At 73.5% G+C, this 19,668-nt stretch carries 17 protein-coding genes; 14 read left to right on the forward strand and 3 right to left on the reverse strand.

Going from position 1 to position 19,668, the window contains the following annotated elements; genetic code table 11:
• Positions 1-173: 173 nt before the first annotated feature.
• The 3 genes from AB0F29_RS13465 to AB0F29_RS13475 all read left to right on the forward strand — a co-directional run bounded on the left by AB0F29_RS13465 (position 174) and on the right by AB0F29_RS13475 (position 3,467).
• Positions 174-1,019 (forward strand): GNAT family N-acetyltransferase, encoded by an 846-nt coding sequence (locus tag AB0F29_RS13465; RefSeq protein ID WP_361871047.1) that lies wholly within the window; start codon positions 174-176, stop codon positions 1,017-1,019.
• A 93-nt stretch (positions 1,020-1,112) separates the two neighbouring features.
• Positions 1,113-1,694, forward strand: a complete 582-nt coding sequence (locus tag AB0F29_RS13470) for a GNAT family N-acetyltransferase (RefSeq protein ID WP_361871049.1) — start codon at positions 1,113-1,115, stop codon at positions 1,692-1,694.
• A gap of 69 nt (positions 1,695-1,763) precedes the next feature.
• Positions 1,764-3,467, forward strand: coding sequence for a proline--tRNA ligase (locus AB0F29_RS13475; protein WP_361871051.1), 1,704 nt, complete (start codon positions 1,764-1,766; stop codon positions 3,465-3,467).
• 75 nt (positions 3,468-3,542) lie between these two features.
• On the opposite strand, the gene AB0F29_RS13480 is transcribed toward AB0F29_RS13475, so the two are convergent.
• The 3 genes from AB0F29_RS13480 to AB0F29_RS13490 are packed head-to-tail and all read right to left on the reverse strand — an operon-like array spanning position 3,543 to position 5,559.
• A complete protein-coding gene (locus AB0F29_RS13480) occupies positions 3,543-4,457 on the reverse strand; it encodes an aminoglycoside phosphotransferase family protein (RefSeq protein WP_361871053.1) in 915 nt (304 codons plus the stop codon).
• 50 nt (positions 4,458-4,507) lie between these two features.
• Positions 4,508-5,026 carry a ferritin-like domain-containing protein gene (locus tag AB0F29_RS13485; RefSeq protein WP_361871056.1) on the reverse strand — a complete coding sequence of 173 codons (519 nt, stop codon included), beginning with the start codon at positions 5,024-5,026 and terminating at the stop codon, positions 4,508-4,510.
• On the reverse strand, positions 5,023-5,559 hold the full coding sequence (locus AB0F29_RS13490; RefSeq protein WP_361871058.1) for a hypothetical protein: 537 nt from the start codon (positions 5,557-5,559) through the stop codon (positions 5,023-5,025). Before AB0F29_RS13490 ends, AB0F29_RS13485 begins: the two co-directional genes overlap by 4 nt.
• A 176-nt stretch (positions 5,560-5,735) precedes the next feature.
• Between AB0F29_RS13490 and rimP the strand changes: the two genes are divergently transcribed.
• From rimP to AB0F29_RS13545, 11 genes are all read left to right on the forward strand, one after another.
• Positions 5,736-6,239: a ribosome maturation factor RimP gene (gene rimP / locus AB0F29_RS13495; protein WP_361871061.1), complete on the forward strand. Its 504-nt coding sequence runs from the start codon at positions 5,736-5,738 to the stop codon at positions 6,237-6,239.
• Positions 6,240-6,241: 2 nt separating this feature from the next.
• Positions 6,242-7,282, forward strand: a complete 1,041-nt coding sequence (gene nusA, locus AB0F29_RS13500; protein ID WP_361871064.1) for a transcription termination factor NusA — start codon at positions 6,242-6,244, stop codon at positions 7,280-7,282.
• Between the two features lie 113 nt (positions 7,283-7,395).
• Positions 7,396-7,674, forward strand: coding sequence for a YlxR family protein (locus AB0F29_RS13505; protein WP_361871066.1), 279 nt, complete (start codon positions 7,396-7,398; stop codon positions 7,672-7,674).
• Positions 7,675-7,826: 152 nt separating this feature from the next.
• On the forward strand, positions 7,827-10,982 hold the full coding sequence (gene infB / locus AB0F29_RS13510; protein ID WP_361871069.1) for a translation initiation factor IF-2: 3,156 nt from the start codon (positions 7,827-7,829) through the stop codon (positions 10,980-10,982).
• Positions 10,983-11,181: 199 nt separating this feature from the next.
• Positions 11,182-11,475 carry a DUF503 domain-containing protein gene (locus AB0F29_RS13515; protein WP_030085244.1) on the forward strand — a complete coding sequence of 98 codons (294 nt, stop codon included), beginning with the start codon at positions 11,182-11,184 and terminating at the stop codon, positions 11,473-11,475.
• A 36-nt stretch (positions 11,476-11,511) separates the two neighbouring features.
• Positions 11,512-12,024: a 30S ribosome-binding factor RbfA gene (gene rbfA, locus AB0F29_RS13520; protein WP_361871072.1), complete on the forward strand. Its 513-nt coding sequence runs from the start codon at positions 11,512-11,514 to the stop codon at positions 12,022-12,024.
• Positions 12,021-12,920 carry a tRNA pseudouridine(55) synthase TruB gene (gene truB / locus AB0F29_RS13525; RefSeq protein ID WP_361871075.1) on the forward strand — a complete coding sequence of 300 codons (900 nt, stop codon included), beginning with the start codon at positions 12,021-12,023 and terminating at the stop codon, positions 12,918-12,920. The genes rbfA and truB overlap by 4 nt, the downstream gene beginning before the upstream one ends.
• A gap of 300 nt (positions 12,921-13,220) precedes the next feature.
• Positions 13,221-16,799, forward strand: coding sequence for a trypsin-like peptidase domain-containing protein (locus AB0F29_RS13530; RefSeq protein ID WP_361871078.1), 3,579 nt, complete (start codon positions 13,221-13,223; stop codon positions 16,797-16,799).
• A 43-nt stretch (positions 16,800-16,842) separates the two neighbouring features.
• Positions 16,843-17,799, forward strand: coding sequence for a bifunctional riboflavin kinase/FAD synthetase (locus AB0F29_RS13535; RefSeq protein ID WP_265599005.1), 957 nt, complete (start codon positions 16,843-16,845; stop codon positions 17,797-17,799).
• A gap of 119 nt (positions 17,800-17,918) precedes the next feature.
• Positions 17,919-19,031: an XdhC/CoxI family protein gene (locus AB0F29_RS13540; protein WP_361871081.1), complete on the forward strand. Its 1,113-nt coding sequence runs from the start codon at positions 17,919-17,921 to the stop codon at positions 19,029-19,031.
• Between the two features lie 72 nt (positions 19,032-19,103).
• Positions 19,104-19,661 carry a dihydrofolate reductase family protein gene (locus AB0F29_RS13545; protein WP_361871084.1) on the forward strand — a complete coding sequence of 186 codons (558 nt, stop codon included), beginning with the start codon at positions 19,104-19,106 and terminating at the stop codon, positions 19,659-19,661.
• Positions 19,662-19,668 lie beyond the last annotated feature (7 nt).

The raw sequence follows: 19,668 nt of genomic DNA on the forward strand, positions 1-19,668 counted from the left end.
ACGCCATCACCGCCCCACCGGGCCCGCGCCCGGTGGGGCGGCGGCATGTCCGGGGACCGGCTCCCGCATACACCACCGCCCTGCCCGGAGACCGTCTTCCGGACTCGAGCGGCGTTCGACAGGCTCGTCGGTTAAAGTGCGGAAATCAGCAGACCGCATGGTGAGGCCCCCTCGTGTTGACGCAGACCACCACCCGGGTCCTCGAACCCAGCGACCTCCAAGCAGCGCTCGCCATCCTGGAGAGCGCGCCCGTGACCAACGCCTTCGTGACGTCCCGCGTGCAGGTCGCGGGACTCGACCCCTGGCGCCTCGGCGGCGAGATGTGGGGTTGGTACGCCGACGGGATGCTCCGCTCCCTGTGCTACTCCGGCGCCAACCTCGTCCCCATCTGCGCCGGCCCCGAGGCCGTCCGCGCCTTCGCCGACCGGGCCCGCAGGGCCGGCCGCCGCTGCTCCTCCATCGTCGGCCCCGCCGAACCCACCACCCAGCTCTGGCGGCTCCTCGAACCCAGCTGGGGCCCCGCCCGCGAGGTCCGCGCCAACCAGCCCCTCATGGTCACCGAGAGCCTCTCCGCCGTCGTCACCCCCGACCCGCTCGTCCGCCGCATCCGCAAGGACGAGACCGAGGTCCTGATGCCGGCCTGCGTGGCGATGTTCACCGAGGAGGTCGGCATCTCCCCGCTCGCCGGCGACGGCGGACTCCTGTACCAGGCCCGCGTCGCCGAACTCATCGGCACCGGCCGCTCCTTCGCCCGCATCGACGACGGCAAGGTCGTCTTCAAGGCGGAGATCGGCGCGGCCACCCCCCAGGCCTGCCAGATCCAGGGCGTCTGGGTCGCCCCCGAACACCGGGGCAAGGGCCTCTCCGAAACGGGCATGGCCGCCGTCCTGCGCTACGCACTCGCCGACGTCGCCCCCGTCGTCAGCCTGTACGTCAACGACTACAACACCCCCGCCCGCAAGGCCTACCGCCGTGTCGGCTTCCGCGAGGTGGGCGCGTTCATGAGCGTCTTGTTCTGAACGGTCACGCGCGCCCGCCGCGGGAACGGTTCTCACCGCCCGCCCGTGGAACGCACGGTTCTGACCGCCCGCCCCGGCCAGTAGGGTTCCCGCATGGCAGCAGCAGTCCCCCAAGAAGGCCCCGCGGCACCCGACGCCGAGATCGGCCCCGTCGACCTGGCCGCCCGCGTCGACGAAGCCCTGCGCGTCCAGGCGGCCGCCTTCGGACTGAGCCAGGACGAGATCGACGTACGCCGCCACATCGTCCTGAGACACCTGGAACACCCCCACGCCCGCGCAGTCGGCGCCACCACCCCTGACGGACGGCTCGTCGGCTTCGTCTACGGGCTGCCCAACGAACGCGCCCAGTGGTGGTCCACCGTCGTCGAGCCCTATCTGCGGGCCACCGGCTCCGACGGCTGGCTCGACGACTCCTTCGTCATCACCGAACTCCACGTCCACCCGGACCACCAGCGGCGCGGCATCGGCCGCACCCTGATCACCGCCATCACCGACGCCGTCGGCCACCCCCGGTCGATCCTCTCGGCGATCGACAAGGACAGCCCGGCCCGCACCCTGTACCGCTCGCTGGGCTACCGCGATCTGGCCCGCCAGGTCGTCTTCCCGAGCGCCCCGCAGCCCTACGCGGTCATGGGCGCGCCCCTGCCGCTGCTGCGCGCGAGGCCCGGGGCCTGAATGGATTTCCGCCAGCCCGCACCGCCCGGCTAACCTCGGGCCCACCACCCTTGCGAGCAGGAGTTCATCATGGCCCAGGTCCAGCGCATGTCCCGATTGATGGTCAAGACACTGCGCGACGACCCGGCGGACGCCGAGACGCTCAGCCACAAGCTGCTGGTCCGCGCCGGGTACGTCCGCCGCAACGCGGCCGGCATCTGGTCGTGGCTGCCCCTCGGCAAGAAGGTCCTGGACAACATCTCCCACGTGGTCCGCGAGGAGATGGACGCCATCGGCGCCCAGGAAGTCCTGCTGCCCGCCCTGCTGCCCAAGGAGCCCTACGAGGCGTCCGGCCGCTGGGAGGAGTACGGCGACCTGCTCTTCCGCCTCAAGGACCGCAAGGGCGGCGACTACCTCCTCGGCCCCACCCACGAGGAGATCTTCACCCAGACGGTCAAGGACCAGTGCACGTCCTACAAGGACCTGCCGGTGATGCTCTACCAGATCCAGACGAAGTACCGCGACGAGGCCCGCCCCCGCTCCGGCGTGCTCCGCGGCCGCGAGTTCCAGATGAAGGACTCGTACAGCTTCGACACCACCGACGAGGGCCTCGCGCACTCCTACGCCCTGCACCGGGCCGCGTACATCAAGATCTTCGAGCGCCTCGGCCTCGACCACCGCATCGTCTCCGCCGTCTCCGGCGCGATGGGCGGCTCGACCTCCGAGGAGTTCCTCGCCCCCGCCGCCGCCGGTGAGGACACCTTCGCCGACTGCCCGAACTGCGACTACGCCGCCAACACCGAGGCTGTGACCTTCGCGCTCGCCCCGGTCGACGGCTCGGCGCACGGCGCGGTCGAGGAGCTGGACACCCCCGACACCCCGACCATCGAGACGCTCGCCGCGCACCTCGGCGTCCCCGCCTCCGCCACCCTGAAGAACCTGCTGGTCAAGGTGGACGGCGAGATCGTGGCCGTCGGCGTCCCCGGCCACCGCGAGGTGGACCTCGGCAAGCTCGGCGAGCACCTGGCCCCGGCAGTCGTCGAACTGGTCACCGCCGAGGACTTCGACGGCCGCGACGACCTCGTACGCGGTTACGTCGGCCCCCAGGGCCTGGAGAAGGTCCGTTACCTCGCCGACCCCCGCGTCGCCCCCGGCACCTCCTGGGTCACCGGCGCCAACCAGGAGGGCAAGCACGCGAGGAACGTCGTCGCGGGCCGCGACTTCGAGGTCGACCAGTACCTCGACGTCGTCGTGGTCGAGGAGGGCGACCCCTGCCCCAAGTGCGGCACCGGCCTCACCCTGGACCGCGCCATCGAGATCGGCCACATCTTCCAGCTCGGCCGCAAGTACGCCGACACCTTCCAGCTCGACGTGCTCGGCCAGCAGGGCAAGCCCGTCCGGGTCACCATGGGCTCGTACGGCATCGGCGTCTCCCGCGCCGTCGCCGCCCTCGCCGAGCAGACCGCCGACGACAAGGGCCTGTGCTGGCCCCGCGAGATCGCCCCGGCCGACGTCCACGTCGTCGCCGCCGGAAAGGCCCTCCAGACGGAGCTGGCCCTCGACGTCTCGGAGAAGCTCGACGCGGCGGGCCTGCGGGTCCTGGTCGACGACCGCCCCGGCGTCTCGCCCGGCGTGAAGTTCACCGACTCCGAGCTGCTCGGTGTGCCCAAGATCCTGGTCGCCGGCCGCCGCTCCGCCGACGGCGTCCTGGAGCTCAAGGACCGCCGCACCGGCGAGCGCGAGGAGCTGACCGTCGACGAGGCGATCGCCCGCCTGACGGCCGACCTGGCCTGATCACGCACACCCCGCCTATGAGGAGGGCCCCCGCGACGCACCGTGCGCGGGGGCCCTCCTCGTACCTACGCCGGACTACAGCCAGCCCGCGAACTCCAGGTTGACCTCGCCCATCTGCCGCCGCCCCTCGGCCAGCGCGCGGGTGCCCGATTCGACCGCCCGGAACAGCGTCCAGCCATGCAGCCGCGCCTGCTCCACTTCCAGCGACTCCGCCAGCCGCTTGACCCGTCGCCGGGCCGTCACCGGGCCACCGGGCGAGGCGATCAGATCCTCCACCCGGTCCCGCACCAGCCGCGCCAGGTCATAGGCGCGCTCGCCCACCAGCGGCTCCGGACCCACCGTCAGCCACGGCGCCCGCTCCCCGGAGAACACCTTGCTCTGCCGGAAGTTGCCGTGCAGCAGCAGTTGTTCGGGTGATCCCCCGACCAGCTCCGCCCGCGCCGCGAGCGCCGCGTCCACCAGCGGCGCCAGCTCAGGTTCGGCCTCGGCGGCCGCCCGCATCCCGGCGCTCTGCCGATCGGTCCGCCCGGCCACGCTCTCGAAGGCGTGCCCCGTCGGCGGCTCCACCCACAGCCGCCGCAGCGTGCCCGCCGCCTCCAGCAGCGCCTTGGCCTCCGGCAGCGAGCGCAGCGACACCTCGTGATGCAGCCGCTCCAGCAGCAGCGCACCGGACGAGTCGAGCTCCGGCGCGTCCAGCGGCTTCACCGCCCCCCACCCGTTCCAGTGCTCCAGCGCCGCCCGCTCAAGGCCGGGACCGGCGACCGGCGGGGCGATCTTCAGCGCTGCCGGGGTCCCGTCGGCCCGCCGCACCAGAACCACCAGGGAGCTGCGCCCGCCGGGGGCGGCCACCCGCTCCACGATGAGGCCGCCCCCGGCGGTGAGCGCCTGCTCGGTCAGCGCGGGAAGCGCGTCCAGCCAGTCGGCCGCCGCGGCGTCTCCGTACATCTCACCGAGCGCGCGCATCAGGCGCTGCGGCGGTTCGCAACCCATACGTCGTGTGTTCCCTTTCCGGTTCTTCGTATCAGCGCGCGTTCTCCGTATCAGCGCGCGCCGTCCGCGCCGGCGGCCTCCACCGGGCCCGTCGCGGCCGGATCCGCACCGGCGGCCCGCTCGGCGAGCCCCGGAAAGGCTACGTTGCCGCCCCGCCAGCGGGCCGCCCGCACCGCGGCCTCCCGCAGTGCGCCCGCGGCCTCCTTGCGGCGAGCGCCCTCGGTGGCCCGTACGAGATCGGCGTAGGCGCCCGCGATCCGGTCCTCCAGCACCGCGGCCAGCCGTACCGCCGACGAGGAGTCCGCGACGGCGAACGGCAGAGCGTACGCGGCGTCCGAGGCCACCGGCCGCCCGCCCTGGTCCCGCACGGTGCGCGCCAGGGCGTCCCGGCGGGCCCGGTGCCCGTCGTACGCCGCGCGGGCCGCGTCGCCCCGCTTCCCGTCGAGGCGGCCGCCCAGCAGCCCGTAGCCGTACACCGCGGCGTGCTCGGCGGCCAGGGCCGCCTGGGCGGCGGTCAGCTCGGGGGAGTCCGCGTCCTCCTCGGACGGGCGGGCGGAACGGGTGCTCATGCGGCTGTCTCCTCGGCCAGTTCGGTCAGCAGATACGCGTGCGCCGCCGCGGCCGCCGCCACCGAGGCCAGCAGCCGGGCCAGCTCCGGCTCGACGTCCAGCAGGGCCTGGGCATACGCGTCGGCCCGCCGGCGCTCGTCGGCGGCCAGCTCCCGCACCGCGGCCTTCGGGACGGCGGACACCGGGCCGGGCGCGGCCGGAGGGGCGTCGGCCTTCGGGTCGCCCTTCGCGCGCGGTGGCGCCAGTGCCTTCCCGTGCTCCCGCACGGCGGCCCGCAGGGGCGCCAGGCCCGCGGCCGTAGCCGGATGTGCCTCGGCCACCAGGTCGTACCGGGCGAGCAGGAGGGCGCCGTCGCGCACCGCCTTCTCGCGCACGGTCCCCCCGGCCTTCGCGGCGGCGGCCCGCGCGCCGGAGTGCGCGGGCTCCCCGCCGTCCGACGCCTCGTCGCCCCCGCAGCCGGTCAGCACCGCACCCAGGGCGAGGGCTCCCGTAGCGGTGAGCGCCCCCCTGCGCGTCGTCCCCGTGTGCCGCACGCTTCTCCTTCAGGCCGGGACCGATCCTGACAGGATCTGTCCTGATGTGATCACCGCAGGCGAGCGTACCCGCGGCCGAGCGGCCGGCGGACGGCAACACCCCTGGCGACCGGATACCCTTTGACCTGACGCACGACGATCCCCACAACAGCACACGCGGCCGAGGAGTCACCCGGATGAGCACCACCCAGAGCGAGAGGCTGCGCGGGTTGCTGGAACCGCTCGTCAGCGCGCAGCAGCTGGACCTCGAGGAGATCGAGGTATCCCGGGCCGGCCGCCGAGGAGTGCTGCGGATCATCGTGGACTCCGAAGAGGGCGTGGAGCTGGACGCCTGTGCGGAGCTGAGCCGCGCGATCTCCGAGAAGCTGGACGAGACCGACGCGATGGGCGAGGGCGAGTACGTCCTCGAAGTCAGCTCCCCCGGTGCGGACCGCCCGCTGACCGAGCACCGCCACTACGTACGCGCCATCGGCCGGCTGGCCAGGTTCCACCTGGCCGGCGACGGCTCCGTTGAGCTGGTCGCCCGCATCCTCGCCGTCGACGAGGACGGGCTCGACCTCGAAGTGCCCGGCGTCAAGGGCCGCAAGCCCACCGCCCGCCGCCTCGCCTTCGACGAGATCGCCAAGGCGCGCGTGGAGATCGAATTCAACCGCAAGGACAAGAAGGAAGAGGAGGCGTAGCCGTGGACATCGATGTGAAGCTTCTGAAGGGCTTGGCGCAGGACAAGGAGATCCCCTTCGACGTGCTCGTCGGGGCGATCGAGTCGGCCCTCCTCATCGCGTACCACCGCACCGACGGCAGCCACCGCCGGGCCCGCGTGGAGCTCGACGCGAACGGCCACGTCACGGTGTGGGCCAAGGAGGACCCGGCCGACCTCGAAGAGGGCCAGGAGCCCAAGGAGTTCGACGACACCCCCTCCGGCTTCGGCCGGATCGCCGCGACCACCGCCAAGCAGGTCATCCTGCAGCGGCTGCGCGACGCCGAGGACGACCGCACCTTCGGGGAGTACGCGGGCCACGAGGGCGATGTCGTCACGGGCCTCGTCCAGCAGGGCAAGGACCCCAAGAACGTCCTGGTCGACATCGGCAAGATGGAAGCCATGCTGCCGGTCCAGGAGCAGGTCCCGGGCGAGGAGTACGTGCACGGCCTGCGTCTTCGTACGTATGTCGTACGGGTCGCCAAGGGCGTCCGAGGTCCGTCGGTGACGCTCTCGCGCACCCACCCCAACCTGGTGAAGAAGCTCTTCGCCCTGGAGGTCCCGGAGATCGCGGACGGCTCGGTGGTCATCGAGGCCATCGCCCGCGAGGCCGGCCACCGCACCAAGATCGCCGTGCGCTCCACCCGGTCCGGCCTGAACCCGAAGGGCGCCTGCATCGGCCCGATGGGCAGCCGTGTGCGCAATGTCATGGCCGAGCTGCACGGCGAGAAGATCGACATCGTGGACTGGTCCGACGACCCGGCCGAGATGGTCGCCAACGCCCTGTCGCCCGCCCGGGTGAGCAAGGTCGAGGTCGTCGACCTCGGCGCCCGCTCCGCCCGCGTCACCGTGCCGGACTACCAGCTGTCGCTGGCGATCGGCAAGGAGGGCCAGAACGCCCGCCTCGCCGCCCGCCTCACCGGCTGGCGCATCGACATCCGTCCGGACACCGAGACGGACGAGGAGCGCGAGAACGCCGACCGCGAGCGGGCCGAGAGGGCCCGGGAGCGCTCGGAAAGGCGTTGACCCGGAGGGGCTCCAGGGAATAGATCTGGGCAGTACGCCGCTGAGATCACGACAACATCCGTTCGATTTTTGCCCCAAAGCGGCGAGGTCGGTACGGGGAGGTAGACTTAAACGTGTCTGGCCGGACGCAAGCCCGCGCTTGCCCCGAACGAACCTGTGTGGGATGCCGGGAGCGAGCGGCCAAGAGCGAGCTGCTGCGCATCGTGGTGGACGAGGGCGCCTGCGCCCCCGATCCACGCGGTACGCTGCCCGGCCGGGGTGCTTATGTGCACCCCGTCTCCGTCTGCCTCGACCTGGCGGTCCGCCGCCGGGCGTTCTCCCGGGCCTACAAGGCCAAGGGACCGTTCGACACCGCGGCACTGACGCGGTTCGTCGAGCGGGTTGCACCGTAAGAAAAGTGAACGGCACGGGTCCCCGTGCGGTCAGGTACCTCGCGAGTTGGAAGTAGGTCGAGATTGCGATGAGCAGCACTCGATGAGTACGCGATGAGTACGCCCATGAAGTAGCGACGGTCCGGCGGTAACCCGGACCTAAAAGGAGCGAAGTGGCTAAGGTCCGGGTATACGAACTCGCCAAGGAGTTCGGCGTCGAGAGCAAGGTCGTCATGGCCAAGCTCCAAGAACTCGGTGAATTCGTCCGTTCGGCGTCCTCGACGATCGAGGCGCCGGTTGTACGTAAGTTGACCGACGCACTGCAGGGGCCCGGCGGCAACGCCGGCAAGTCCGCTGCCAAGCCCGGTGCGCCCCGCAAGGCGGCGCCCGTGAAGCCCGCAGCGCCCTCCCCGGCAGCTGCGGCACGCCCCGGGGCCCCGAAGCCCGGCGCACCGGCTCCCAAGCCGGCCGCCGAGGCCGAGACCCCCAGCAGCACCCCGGCGGCGCCCTCCGCGCCGTCGGCGGGACCCCGTCCGGGTCCGAAGCCCGCGCCGAAGGCGGCCCCGGTGACCCCGGTCCCGGCCGCCGAGTTCTCGGCTCCGGCTCCGGCCCAGCCGGCTGCCCCGCAGCAGCCCCAGGCCCCGCGTCCCGCGGGTGCCACCCCCGGCCCCCGTCCCGCACCCGCCCGTCCGGCTCCGGCCGGCGGTCAGCGTGACGGCGGTCAGCGCGACGGCGGCCGTGACGGTGGCCAGCGCGACGGCGGCCGTGGTGGCGAGCGTGGCGGCGACCGCCCCGCACGTCCCGCGGGCCAGGGCGCCCCGCGCCCCGGCGGCGCCCGTCCGGCCGGTCCCCGTCCAGGCAACAACCCCTTCACCTCCGGCGGTTCCACCGGCATGGCGCGCCCCGGCGCGCCCCGTCCGGGTGGTGCCCCGCGCCCCGGTGGCGGCTCGGAGCGCCCCGGCGCCCCGCGTCCCCAGGGCGGTGGCCCCGGCGGCGCCCCGCGTCCCCAGGGCGGTCAGGGTCAGGGCGGTGCCCGTCCCACTCCGGGCGGCATGCCCCGCCCGCAGGCTCCGCGTCCCGGCGGCGGCCCCGCCGGTAACCGCCCGAACCCGGGCATGATGCCGCAGCGTCCCGCAGCGGGCCCGCGTCCCGGCGGTGGCCCCGGCGGTGGCCGTGGTCCCGGTGGCGGTGGCGGTCGTCCCGGCGGTGCCGGTGGCGGTGGCGGTCGTCCCGGTGGCGGCGGCGGCTTCGCCGGTCGTCCCGGTGGCGGCGGTGGCGGCTTCGCCGGCCGTCCGGCCGGTCCCGGTGGCGGCGGCGGTGCCGGTCGTCCCGGTGGCGGCGGCGGCTTCGGCGGTCGTCCCGGCTTCGGTGGCCGTCCCGGCGGCCCCGGTGCCCGCGGTGGCACACAGGGTGCGTTCGGCCGTCCCGGCGGTCCGGCGCGTCGTGGCCGCAAGTCGAAGCGGCAGAGGCGCCAGGAGTACGAGGCCATGCAGGCCCCGTCGGTCGGCGGCGTCATGCTGCCTCGCGGCAACGGACAGCCCGTCCGGCTGTCGCGCGGCGCCTCGCTCACCGACTTCGCGGAGAAGATCAACGCCAACCCGGCGTCGCTCGTCGCCGTGATGATGAACCTCGGCGAGATGGTCACCGCCACGCAGTCCGTTTCCGACGAGACGCTCCGGCTTCTCGCCGAGGAGATGAACTACGTCCTGGAGATCGTCAGCCCCGAGGAGGAGGACCGCGAGCTGCTCGAGTCCTTCGACATCGAGTTCGGCGAGGACGAGGGCGGCGAAGAGGCTCTGGTCTCGCGTCCGCCGGTCGTGACCGTCATGGGTCACGTCGACCACGGCAAGACCCGACTGCTGGACGCGATCCGCAAGACGAACGTCGTCGCGGGCGAGGCCGGCGGCATCACGCAGCACATCGGTGCGTACCAGGTCTCCTCCGAGGTCAACGGCGAGGACCGCAAGATCACCTTCATCGACACCCCGGGTCACGAGGCGTTCACCGCCATGCGTGCCCGTGGTGCGAAGTCGACCGACATCGCGATCCTCGTGGTGGCGGCCAACGACGGTGTGATGCCCCAGACGATCGAGGCGCTGAACCACGCCAAGGCGGCCGAGGTGCCGATCGTGGTCGCGGTCAACAAGATCGACGTCGAGGGCGCCGACCCGACCAAGGTGCGCGGTCAGCTCACCGAGTTCGGGCTGGTGGCCGAGGAGTACGGCGGCGACACCATGTTCGTCGACATCTCCGCCAAGCAGGGCCTCAACATCGAGGCGCTCCTGGAGGCCGTCGTCCTCACCGCCGACGCCTCGCTCGACCTGCGGGCCAACCCGGAGCAGGACGCGCAGGGTATTGCGATCGAGTCCCACCTCGACCGCGGTCGCGGTGCCGTCTCGACCGTCCTGGTCCAGCGCGGAACGCTGCGCATCGGTGACACGGTGGTCGTGGGCGACGCCTACGGCCGAGTCCGCGCCATGCTCGACGACAGCGGTCAGAACGTCCAGGAAGCGGGTCCCTCGACCCCCGTCCTGGTGCTCGGTCTCACCAACGTCCCGGGCGCAGGCGACAACCTCCTGGTGGTCGACGAGGACCGTACGGCCCGTCAGATCGCCGAGAAGCGTGCCGCCCGTGAGCGCAACGCCAACTTCGCCCGCAAGGGCGTCCGGTTCTCCCTGGAGAACCTGGACGAGGCGCTCAAGGCCGGTCTGGTCCAGGAGCTCAACCTCATCATCAAGGGCGACGCGTCCGGTTCGGTGGAGGCTCTCGAGTCCTCGCTGCTCCAGCTCGACGTCGGCGAAGAGGTCGACATCCGGATCCTGCACCGCGGTGTGGGTGCGGTCACCGAGTCGGACATCAACCTGGCGACCGGCTCCGACGCCATCGTGATCGGCTTCAACGTGCGCGCCGCAGGGCGTGCCGAGCAGATGGCCGAGCGCGAAGGCGTGGACGTCCGGTACTACTCGGTCATCTACCAGGCGATCGAAGAGATCGAAGCGGCCCTCAAGGGTCTGCTCAAGCCGGAGTACGAAGAGGTCGAGCTCGGCACGGCGGAGATCCGCGAGATCTTCCGCTCGTCCAAGCTGGGCAACATCGCCGGTGTGCTGGTCCGCTCCGGCGAGGTCAAGCGCAACACCAAGGCGCGCCTGCTGCGCGATGGCAAGGTCATCGCGGAGAGCCTCAACATCTCCGGTCTGCGCCGCTTCAAGGACGACGTCACCGAGATCCGCGAAGGCTTCGAGGGCGGTATCAACCTCGGAAACTTCAACGACATCAAGATCGACGACGTCATCGCGACGTACGAGATGCGCGAGAAGCCGCGAGGCTGATCGACTCTCGGGTCCGCGAGGATCCGCGGGGATTCGGAAGGGGTCCGGGAGTTCGCTCCCGGCCCCCCTCCACCAAGGTCGGGGCCGGTCGACGGGTCGTATTTCCGTCGATCGGCTCCGGCCGTTCCGGTACGGTTCTGATGTCCCCGGCAAGCTCTGGCGGGGCACGAACCCGAACCGGCGGGACATCCGGACACACATGTATGTGGGGACCCTGTCCTTCGATCTGCTCCTCGGCGACGTACGGTCGTTGAAGGAGAAGCGTTCCGTCGTCCGCCCGATCGTCGCCGAGCTCCAGCGCAAGTACGCGGTGAGCGTGGCCGAGACCGGCGGACAGAATCTCCACCGCAGGGCCGAGATCGGCCTTGCCGTGGTCTCCGGTGACACCGGACACCTCACGGACGTGCTGGACCGCTGCGAACGGCTGGTCGCGGGACGCCCCGAGGTGGAGCTGCTGTCGGTGAGACGGCGGCTGCACAGTGACGAAGACTGACAGTCGAGCGAAATCAGAAGGAAGAGTGACGGACCGGTGACCGACAACGCGCGGGCCCGCAAGCTGGCCGATCGCATCCAGGTCGTGGTCGCGGAGACCCTGGACCGGCGAATCAAGGATCCGCGGCTGGGATTCGTGACGATCACGGACGCCCGGGTCACCGGCGACCTGCGGGAGGCCACGGTCTTCTACACGGTCTACGGCGACGACGAGGAGCGCGCGGCCTCCGCCGCGGCGCTGGAGAGCGCCAAGGGCGTCCTCCGCACCGAGGTCGGCCGGCAGACCGGGGTCAGGTTCACGCCGAGCCTGGCCTTCGTCCCGGACGCCCTCCCGGACAACGCCCGTACCATCGAGGACCTCCTCGACAAGGCGCGGGCCAAGGACGCGGAGGTGCGCCAGGTCTCCACGGGCGCGCAGTACGCCGGCGAAGCCGACCCGTACCGCAAGCCCGAGGACGAGGACGACGAGACCGGGACCGGGACCGAGACCGGGACCGAGACCGAGACCGACGGATCCTCCGAGAAGAACGAGGGCCCGGCCTCCGCATGACCGAGCAGACCACCACGCCGGACGGCCTTGTCATCGTCGACAAGCCGTCCGGCTTCACTTCGCACGACGTCGTCGCCAAGATGCGCGGCATCGCCCGCACCCGGCGGGTCGGCCACGCGGGCACGCTGGACCCGATGGCGACCGGCGTTCTGGTGCTCGGGGTCCAGCGGGCCACCAAGCTGCTGGGCCACCTGGCCCTGACCGAGAAGGAGTATCTCGGCACGATCCGGCTCGGCCAGGACACGGTCACCGACGACGCCGAGGGCGAGATCACCTCGTCCACCGACGCCTCCGGCGTGACCCGTGAGGGCATCGACGCCGGGGTGGCCGCACTCACCGGCCGGATCATGCAGGTCCCGTCCAAGGTCAGCGCCATCAAGATCGACGGCAAGCGGTCCTACGCGCGGGTGCGCGGCGGCGAGGAGTTCGAGATCCCGGCCCGTCCGGTGACCGTCTCCTCCTTCCGCGTCTACGACGTCCGTGAGGCCGTCGCCGAGGACGGCACCCCCGTCCTCGACCTGGTCGTCTCCGTCGTCTGCTCCTCGGGGACCTACATCCGCGCCATCGCCCGCGACCTCGGCGCCGGACTCGGCGTCGGCGGCCACCTGACCGCGCTGCGCCGCACCCGGGTCGGTCCGTACGGACTGGACGCGGCCCGGACGCTCGACCAGCACCAGGAGGAGCTGACCGTGATGCCGGTCGCCGAGGCGGCCGCCTCCGCGTTCTCCCGCTGGGACGTGGACGAGAAGCGCGCCAAGCTGCTCCTCAACGGCGTACGGCTGGACATGCCCGCCCATCCGCCGGGGCCGGTCGCGGTCTTCGGGCCCGACGGCGCGTTCCTCGTGCTCGTCGAGGAGGAGAAGGGCAAGGCCAAGAGCCTCGCCGTCTTCGCCTGAGCCGTAGCTCGCATCTGGCGCACCTCGCACCTGGCGAACCCCGCGTCCGGGCCGCCCCCGCGTCCGGGCCGCCCCCGCGTCCGGGCCGCCCCCTCGCTTCGGCGGGTCATGCGTGGAGCGGGCACCCACCCCCCAACCCGGTGCCCGCTCCACGTTCCCCTCCCCGGCACCATTCCTGCTCCCCGGGGGGCACGCTTATTCACCCCATTGGACGGGCGCTCGGAGTGAATACCGGGGGCGCGGGGGGCGCTTTCCCTGTCCGCGCGGACCAGGAGATCACCGGCGGCCTAACGTCGCACCATGGGCAGTGGGGACCGGTCGAAACTGGTAAGAATCTGTGATCAGGCTGGCCGGCCGCGAGGGACGGGATTCGTCGCGGACGACCGCGGCACGGTCGTCACGGCCCATCAGGCCGTGACCTCCCCCGGCCCGCTCCTCCTCCACGGCACCGACGGCCGCACCTGCACCGTCGCCCCCGACGACATCACCGCCCTGCCCGCCCTGGGCCTCGCCCTCCTGCGCACGGGCGGCCCCGACGCCCTCGACGCGGAACCCCTGCCCATCGCCGGACGCGACCGCGCCGAGCCCGGCGGCTACGTGGACATCGCCGCCCACGGGCGGCGCGAGGCCCGGGTGCTCGGCACCATCTCCGCCACCTACATCGCGCCGGACGGCATCGGCCACCCGGTCCCCGCCGCCCTGGAGCTCGCGCTGGGCACCGACGGCCGCGACGCCCTGCGCTCCGGGGGCGCGGCCGTCGGCGGGCCCGTCACCGACCCGGCCACCGGCGCCGTCGTCGGCATCCTCTGCACCGCGCTCACCGCCCCGCACGAGGCGGCCGGCCTGGCCCTCCCGATCACCCGGGGCGCGGACGGCACGCTGGACGCCCTGCTGTGGCGCAACGCCATCGCCGCCCCCGCCTACGGCCCCGATCTCAACCTCGCCGGGGCCCTCCAGCTCACCGCCACCTCCGTCGGCTCGGCGGACGGCCCGCGAGCCCGCACCGCCCCCGTCGCGCGCGCCGACGTCCACGCCGAGCTCGCCGCCTTCGCAGCGGGTACGGGCCTGGTCCTCGGTCTCGTCGGAGCGCCCGGCACCGGCCGCACCACCGAGCTGGCCGCCCTCGCCGCCCGCCGCGCCGACGCCGGCGCACCCGCCCCCACGCTCTGGCTGCGCGGCGCGGACCTGCTGGCCGAGGACACCTCGATCGCGCACGCCGCGAGCAGGGCCCTCACCCGCGCCGCCCGGATCGTCACCGCGGCGGGCGCCCGCGGCGACATGAGCACGGCCACCCCGGAGCGCGTCGCCCGGCTCGCCGCCGACGCCGGGCAGCCGCTCCTGGTGGTCCTCGACGGCCCGGAGGAGATGCCCCCGCTGCTGGCCCACCGGCTCGCCGGCTGGACGGCGGACACCGCCGCCTGGCTGCGCGAGCAGGGCGTCCGGCTCGTCGTGGCCTGCCGCCCCGAGCACTGGGAGACCGCCGGCGGCCTCTACCCACCGGACGCCCTGCACCGCCCGGACCGCCCCGCCCGCAGGCTGCCGCCCGCCCTGCGCCTGAGCGACCTCACCCCCGAGGAGGCCGGGCGGGCCAAGGAGGCCTACGGCATCCCGCCCGCCGCCCTCGCCCCCGGCCACGACCGGCACCCGCTCACCCTGCGACTCCTCGCCGAGGTCCGCGCCGCGCTGCCGCCCGGCGTGCCGGGCCGCCCCGACACCGAGGACGTCTTCGGCGCCCACCTCGACCTGCTGTGCGTGCGCGTCGCCGTCCGGATCGCGGCCGCCGCCGACGAACAGCCCCGCGGCGCCGCCGTGCGCCGCCTCGCCGCGCGCGTGGCGGGCCAGGTCCACGAGGCGGCCCGCCGCTGCCTGGGTCCGGGCCAGGGCGAGCTGGACCGGACGGCGTTCGAGGAGATCTTCCCCTGGCGCACCGGCTGGGCCTCCGCCGTCCTGACCGAGGGCCTCCTGGTCCCCGCCGGGGCGGGCTACCGCTTCGCCCACGAGGAGCTCGGCGACTGGGTGCAGGGCGCCCACCTCGACCTGGACGCGGCCCTGCGCTCCCTGGTGCACCGCTGGCACCGGGGGAGCGGCGGCCCGGACCGGGTGCCGCACCCCCGCACCGCCGGCGAACCCCGCAGCCTGCCCGTGCCCCGGCACCGCATCGGACCGGTGATCCAGGCGATGGTGCTCCTCGGACGCCGCCAGGGCACCGCCGCGCTCGCGCACCGGATGGCCGACCTGATCGAGGCGCTGGACCGGCTGTGGACCGACACGGGCCCGCGCGACGAGGACGCCGCCTGGTGGGCGGCCCACCTGCTGAACGGCAGCCTGCTGCGCGTGTCCGACGCCCGCCCCTATCTCGGTGTCCTGCGGGTCCTCGCCGGACGCATCACCCGCCGCTCCGCCGCCCCCGAAGGACCCGGGGACCTCGGGGCGTACGGGGAGTTCGGGCCCTGGTTCTGGCGGCGGCTGAGGCTGCCCGAGGAGGACCGGATCGACCTGCTCCGCCGCCTCGTGCCCGCCGACGGACTGCCCCGCACCGACGGCGACGAACGCTATCTGGACGCGGTCGCCCGCCGCCTCGCCCTGGACGCCCCGGCCGTCCAGCCGCTGCTGTGCCGCTGGTTCACCGACGAACGCCCGCTGCTCGTGGGCCCCGACGAACGCCCGCTGCTCGTGGGCCCCGACGCGCCGGACGTCCCGCTGCGCCCCACGGTCGCCGCCGCCGCGCAGGCCCTGCTGTACGCCCGCCGCGACCTCGCCCCCGACGAACTGACCGACGCGCTGATCGCCACCCCGCACCAGCGGGCCGGGGAGCTGCTGCTGGCCCTCGCCGAGGACGAGCCCACCGCGCTCTGCCGGGCCGTGGAGCGCTGGGCCCGCGACGAGGACCGCCCGGCCCGCCGCTCCGCCGCCGCCCGCTACGCCGGACTCCTCCAGCAGCGGGTCACCGCCGAGGGCGACCGGGCCCTGCTGCGCTCCGCCGCCCTCGTGCTGCTGGACCGCCCCGAGGACGCCGCCCTGCACGCCGCCGCCCTCACCCTCCTCGTCCGCGACCCGGTGGCCAGGAGAACCCACCTCCCCGGGGCGCTGCGCGCGTTCGCCGCCGGAGACCCCCGGCTGCCCGTCGAACTGCTCGCCGAGGTCTTCCCGGACCATCAGGAGCCGGTCCTCGCCGCCCTCCGCGCCCGGCTCGCCCGCCCCGGGGACGGCGGGGGAGCGGTGCTGCGGGCGCTGGCCGGACTCGACACGCCCGCGCTCGCGCTGCACGTCGCCGGACTCGTACGGGAGTACATCGACGCCCATCCCGAGGACGGTACGCACGCCGCCGAGTACGTCGACCTCCGCCTGGAGCACGGTCCGGCCGCCCGGGCCCTTCTCCTGCCGCTGGTGACCGGGCTGCTGCGGGACCGCCCCGCACCGCCGCCGGTCCGGGCCGCGCTCGCCCGGGTGCTGGCCGGGGCCGGAAGCGCCGCGTCCCGGCCGCTGCGGGCGGAGCTGCTGGAGGTCCTGCTGGAGTTCGAGCAGGTCACCGGCCGGGACCCGGATGTGCTGGAGGCCCTGCTCCGGGCCGCCGCCGAGGGCTCGCAGCTCCGCCCGGAGATCCGTACGCGCGCGCTCGTCCACCGGACCGGGATGCTGCTGGTGCGTACCCCCGAGGGCGCCGCCCGTTTCGACCGGGGGCTGGTCGAGCTCGCCCGCGACGTGCCCGGATTCGCCGCACTCGTCACCCGCTGGCTGGCCGACGCCCCGCAGGAGTGGGCGGCGGTCGTGGGACCGAGCGCCCGGCGCACGGTCGAGGCGTTGGAGACGTCACGCCCGTCGATGCCGATGCCGATGCGGGCTGCGGGACGTGCGCATGGCAGTCTTAGACCTGCGTAATCGACATACACACGTACACAGGTTCGGGCGAGGAGCGGTCACAGTGCAGCGCTGGCGTGGCTTGGAGGACATCCCCCAGGACTGGGGGCGCAGCGTCGTCACCATCGGCTCCTACGACGGCGTGCACCGCGGACACCAGCTGATCATCGGCCGGGCCGTCGAGCGCGCCCGTGAGCTGGGCGTCCCGTCCGTCGTCGTCACCTTCGACCCGCACCCCAGCGAGGTCGTCCGCCCCGGCAGCCACCCGCCGCTGCTCGCCCCGCACCACCGCCGCGCCGAGCTGATGGCCGAGCTGGGCGTGGACGCCCTGCTGATCCTGCCGTTCACCGCCGAGTTCTCCCAGCTGTCGCCCGCCGACTTCATCGCGAAGGTCCTCGTCGACCGGCTGCACGCCAAGGCCGTCATCGAGGGCCCCAACTTCCGCTTCGGCCACAAGGCCGCGGGGAACGTCGCGCTCCTGACCGAGCTGGGCGCCACCTACGACTACACCGTCGAGGTCATCGACCTGTACGTCACGGGCGAGGCGGGCGGCGGACAGCCGTTCTCCTCCACGCTCACCCGGCGGCTGATCGCCGAGGGCGACGTCGCCGGGGCCGCCGAGATCCTCGGCCGCCCGCACCGGGTCGAGGGCATCGTGGTGCGCGGCGCGCAGCGCGGCCGGGAGCTGGGCTTCCCGACGGCCAACGTCGAGACCCTCCCGCACACGGCGATTCCCGCCGACGGCGTGTACGCCGGCTGGCTGGAGGTGGACGGGGAGTCGATGCCCGCCGCGATCTCGGTCGGCACGAACCCGCAGTTCGACGGCACGGAGCGGACCGTCGAGGCGTACGCCATCGGCCGCGTCGACCTGGACCTGTACGGGCTGCACGTGGCCGTCGACTTCCTCGCGTACGTCCGGGGCATGCTGAAGTTCGACTCGATCGACGACCTCCTGGTCGCCATGGCCGCCGATGTGAAGCGCGCCGGCGAGCTGACCGCCGCCTACGACCTCACCCACTGACGTCGGGGCCTGTCGTCACATTCCCGCCTGCCGGGCGACGCCTGGCACGCACTCCCCCATGTGACGACAGGCCCCACCCCCACCGTGCGGTCCGCCCGCGGACGACGGATGCTGACAGGGTGCGCGACATCCTGCCCGCCCTCCGTGCCCGGTGCGCCGACGGCATCCCCTTCGCCCTGGCGACCGTCGTCGCCGTGCACGGCAGCGCGCCCCGCGACCCCGGCGCCGTGCTGGCCGTCGACGCGGCGGGGACGGTGGTCGGCAGCGTCTCCGGAGGCTGTGTCGAGGGCGATGTGTTCGAGGTCGCCCGTGAGGTGCTCGCCGGGGCCGGGACGCGCCTGGTGTCGTACGGGATCAGCGACGACGAGGCGTTCGGTGTCGGCCTGACCTGCGGCGGCACGATCGACATCCTGGTGCGCGCCTACGCGACCCCCGCCGAACGCGAGGATCTCGCCACCGTGCTGGACCTGATCGCCGCCGGTCTGCCGGTGGCCGAGGCCACGGTCCTGTCCGGCGCGGCGGAGACCGGGGCCCGCTTGGTCGTCCGGCCCGCCGACACCTCTGGCAGCCCCGGCACTCTCGGTTCCGCAGGGCTGGACGCCGCCGTCACCGACGACGCCCGGGGTCTGCTGGCCCAGGGACACACCGCGATCCAGTGGTACGGGGCGCACGGCCAGCGCAGGATGCAGGAGGTCGCCGTCTTCGTCCGGACGTACGCCCCGCCGCCCCGCATGCTCGTCTTCGGCGCCATCGACCACGCGGCGGCCACCGCCCGCATCGGCTCGTTCCTCGGCTACCGGGTCACCGTCTGCGACGCCCGCCCCGCCTTCGCCACCCGGGAGCGCTTCCCCACGGCGGACGAGGTCGTCCGCGCCTGGCCGCACACCTACCTGGAGTCCACCGAGGTCGACGCCCGCACCGCGATCTGCGTGCTCACCCACGACCCCAAGTTCGACGTGCCCCTGCTCGTCGCGGCCCTGCGCACGCCCGCCGCGTACATCGGGGTGATGGGCAGCCGCCGCACCCACCACGACCGGCTGGCCCGCCTGCGCGCGGCCGGGGTGGACGCCACCCATCTCGCGCGCCTCGCCTCACCCGTGGGCCTCGACCTCGGAGCCCGTACGCCGGAGGAGACGGCGGTCTCCATCGCCGCCGAGATCATCCAGCACCGCTGGGGCGGCACGGGCCGCCCGCTCGGCGAACTGACGGGGGCGATCCACCGGGACCGATGAGTTCCGGGCCGTCCGGAGGTCATCACCCCGCAAGCATCCGCAGACCGAGGCGCTCGTAGCCGGAGGAATTCCGTGGGCAAGCTCATCTACTCCATGATCACCTCGCTCGACGGCTACGCCGAGGCGGCGGAGGGCGGCCTCGGGACCGGGGCCGAGGATCCGGAGGTGCACACCTTCGTCGCCGACGTCTTCCGCCCCGTCGGCACGTACCTCTACGGCCGGCGGATGTACGAGACGATGGTCTACTGGGAGACCGCGCACACCGAGCCCGACCAGCCGCCGCACATCCTCCAGTACGCCCGTGACTGGCAGGCCGCGGAGAAGGTCGTGTACTCCACGACGCTCGACGAGGTGGCCGGCGCTAGGACCAGGATCGAGCGGACCTTCGACCCGGACGCGGTGCGCCGGCTCAAGGCCGAGGCCGGCCACGACCTCACCGTCGACGGCCCGAACCTCGCCGCCCAGGCCATCGCGGCCGGACTGGTGGACGAGTACCACCTCTTCATCACCACGAGCGTGGTCGGCGGCGGCAAGCGGTTCTTCCCCGACGGCGTGCGCCTCGACCTCGAACTGGTCGAGGAGCGCGCCTTCGCCAGCGGACTGATCTACGCCCGCTACCGGACCCGCTGAACAGCAC

Source organism: Streptomyces sp. NPDC026589 (assembly GCF_040638385.1).
Classification (GTDB): domain Bacteria; phylum Actinomycetota; class Actinomycetes; order Streptomycetales; family Streptomycetaceae; genus Streptomyces.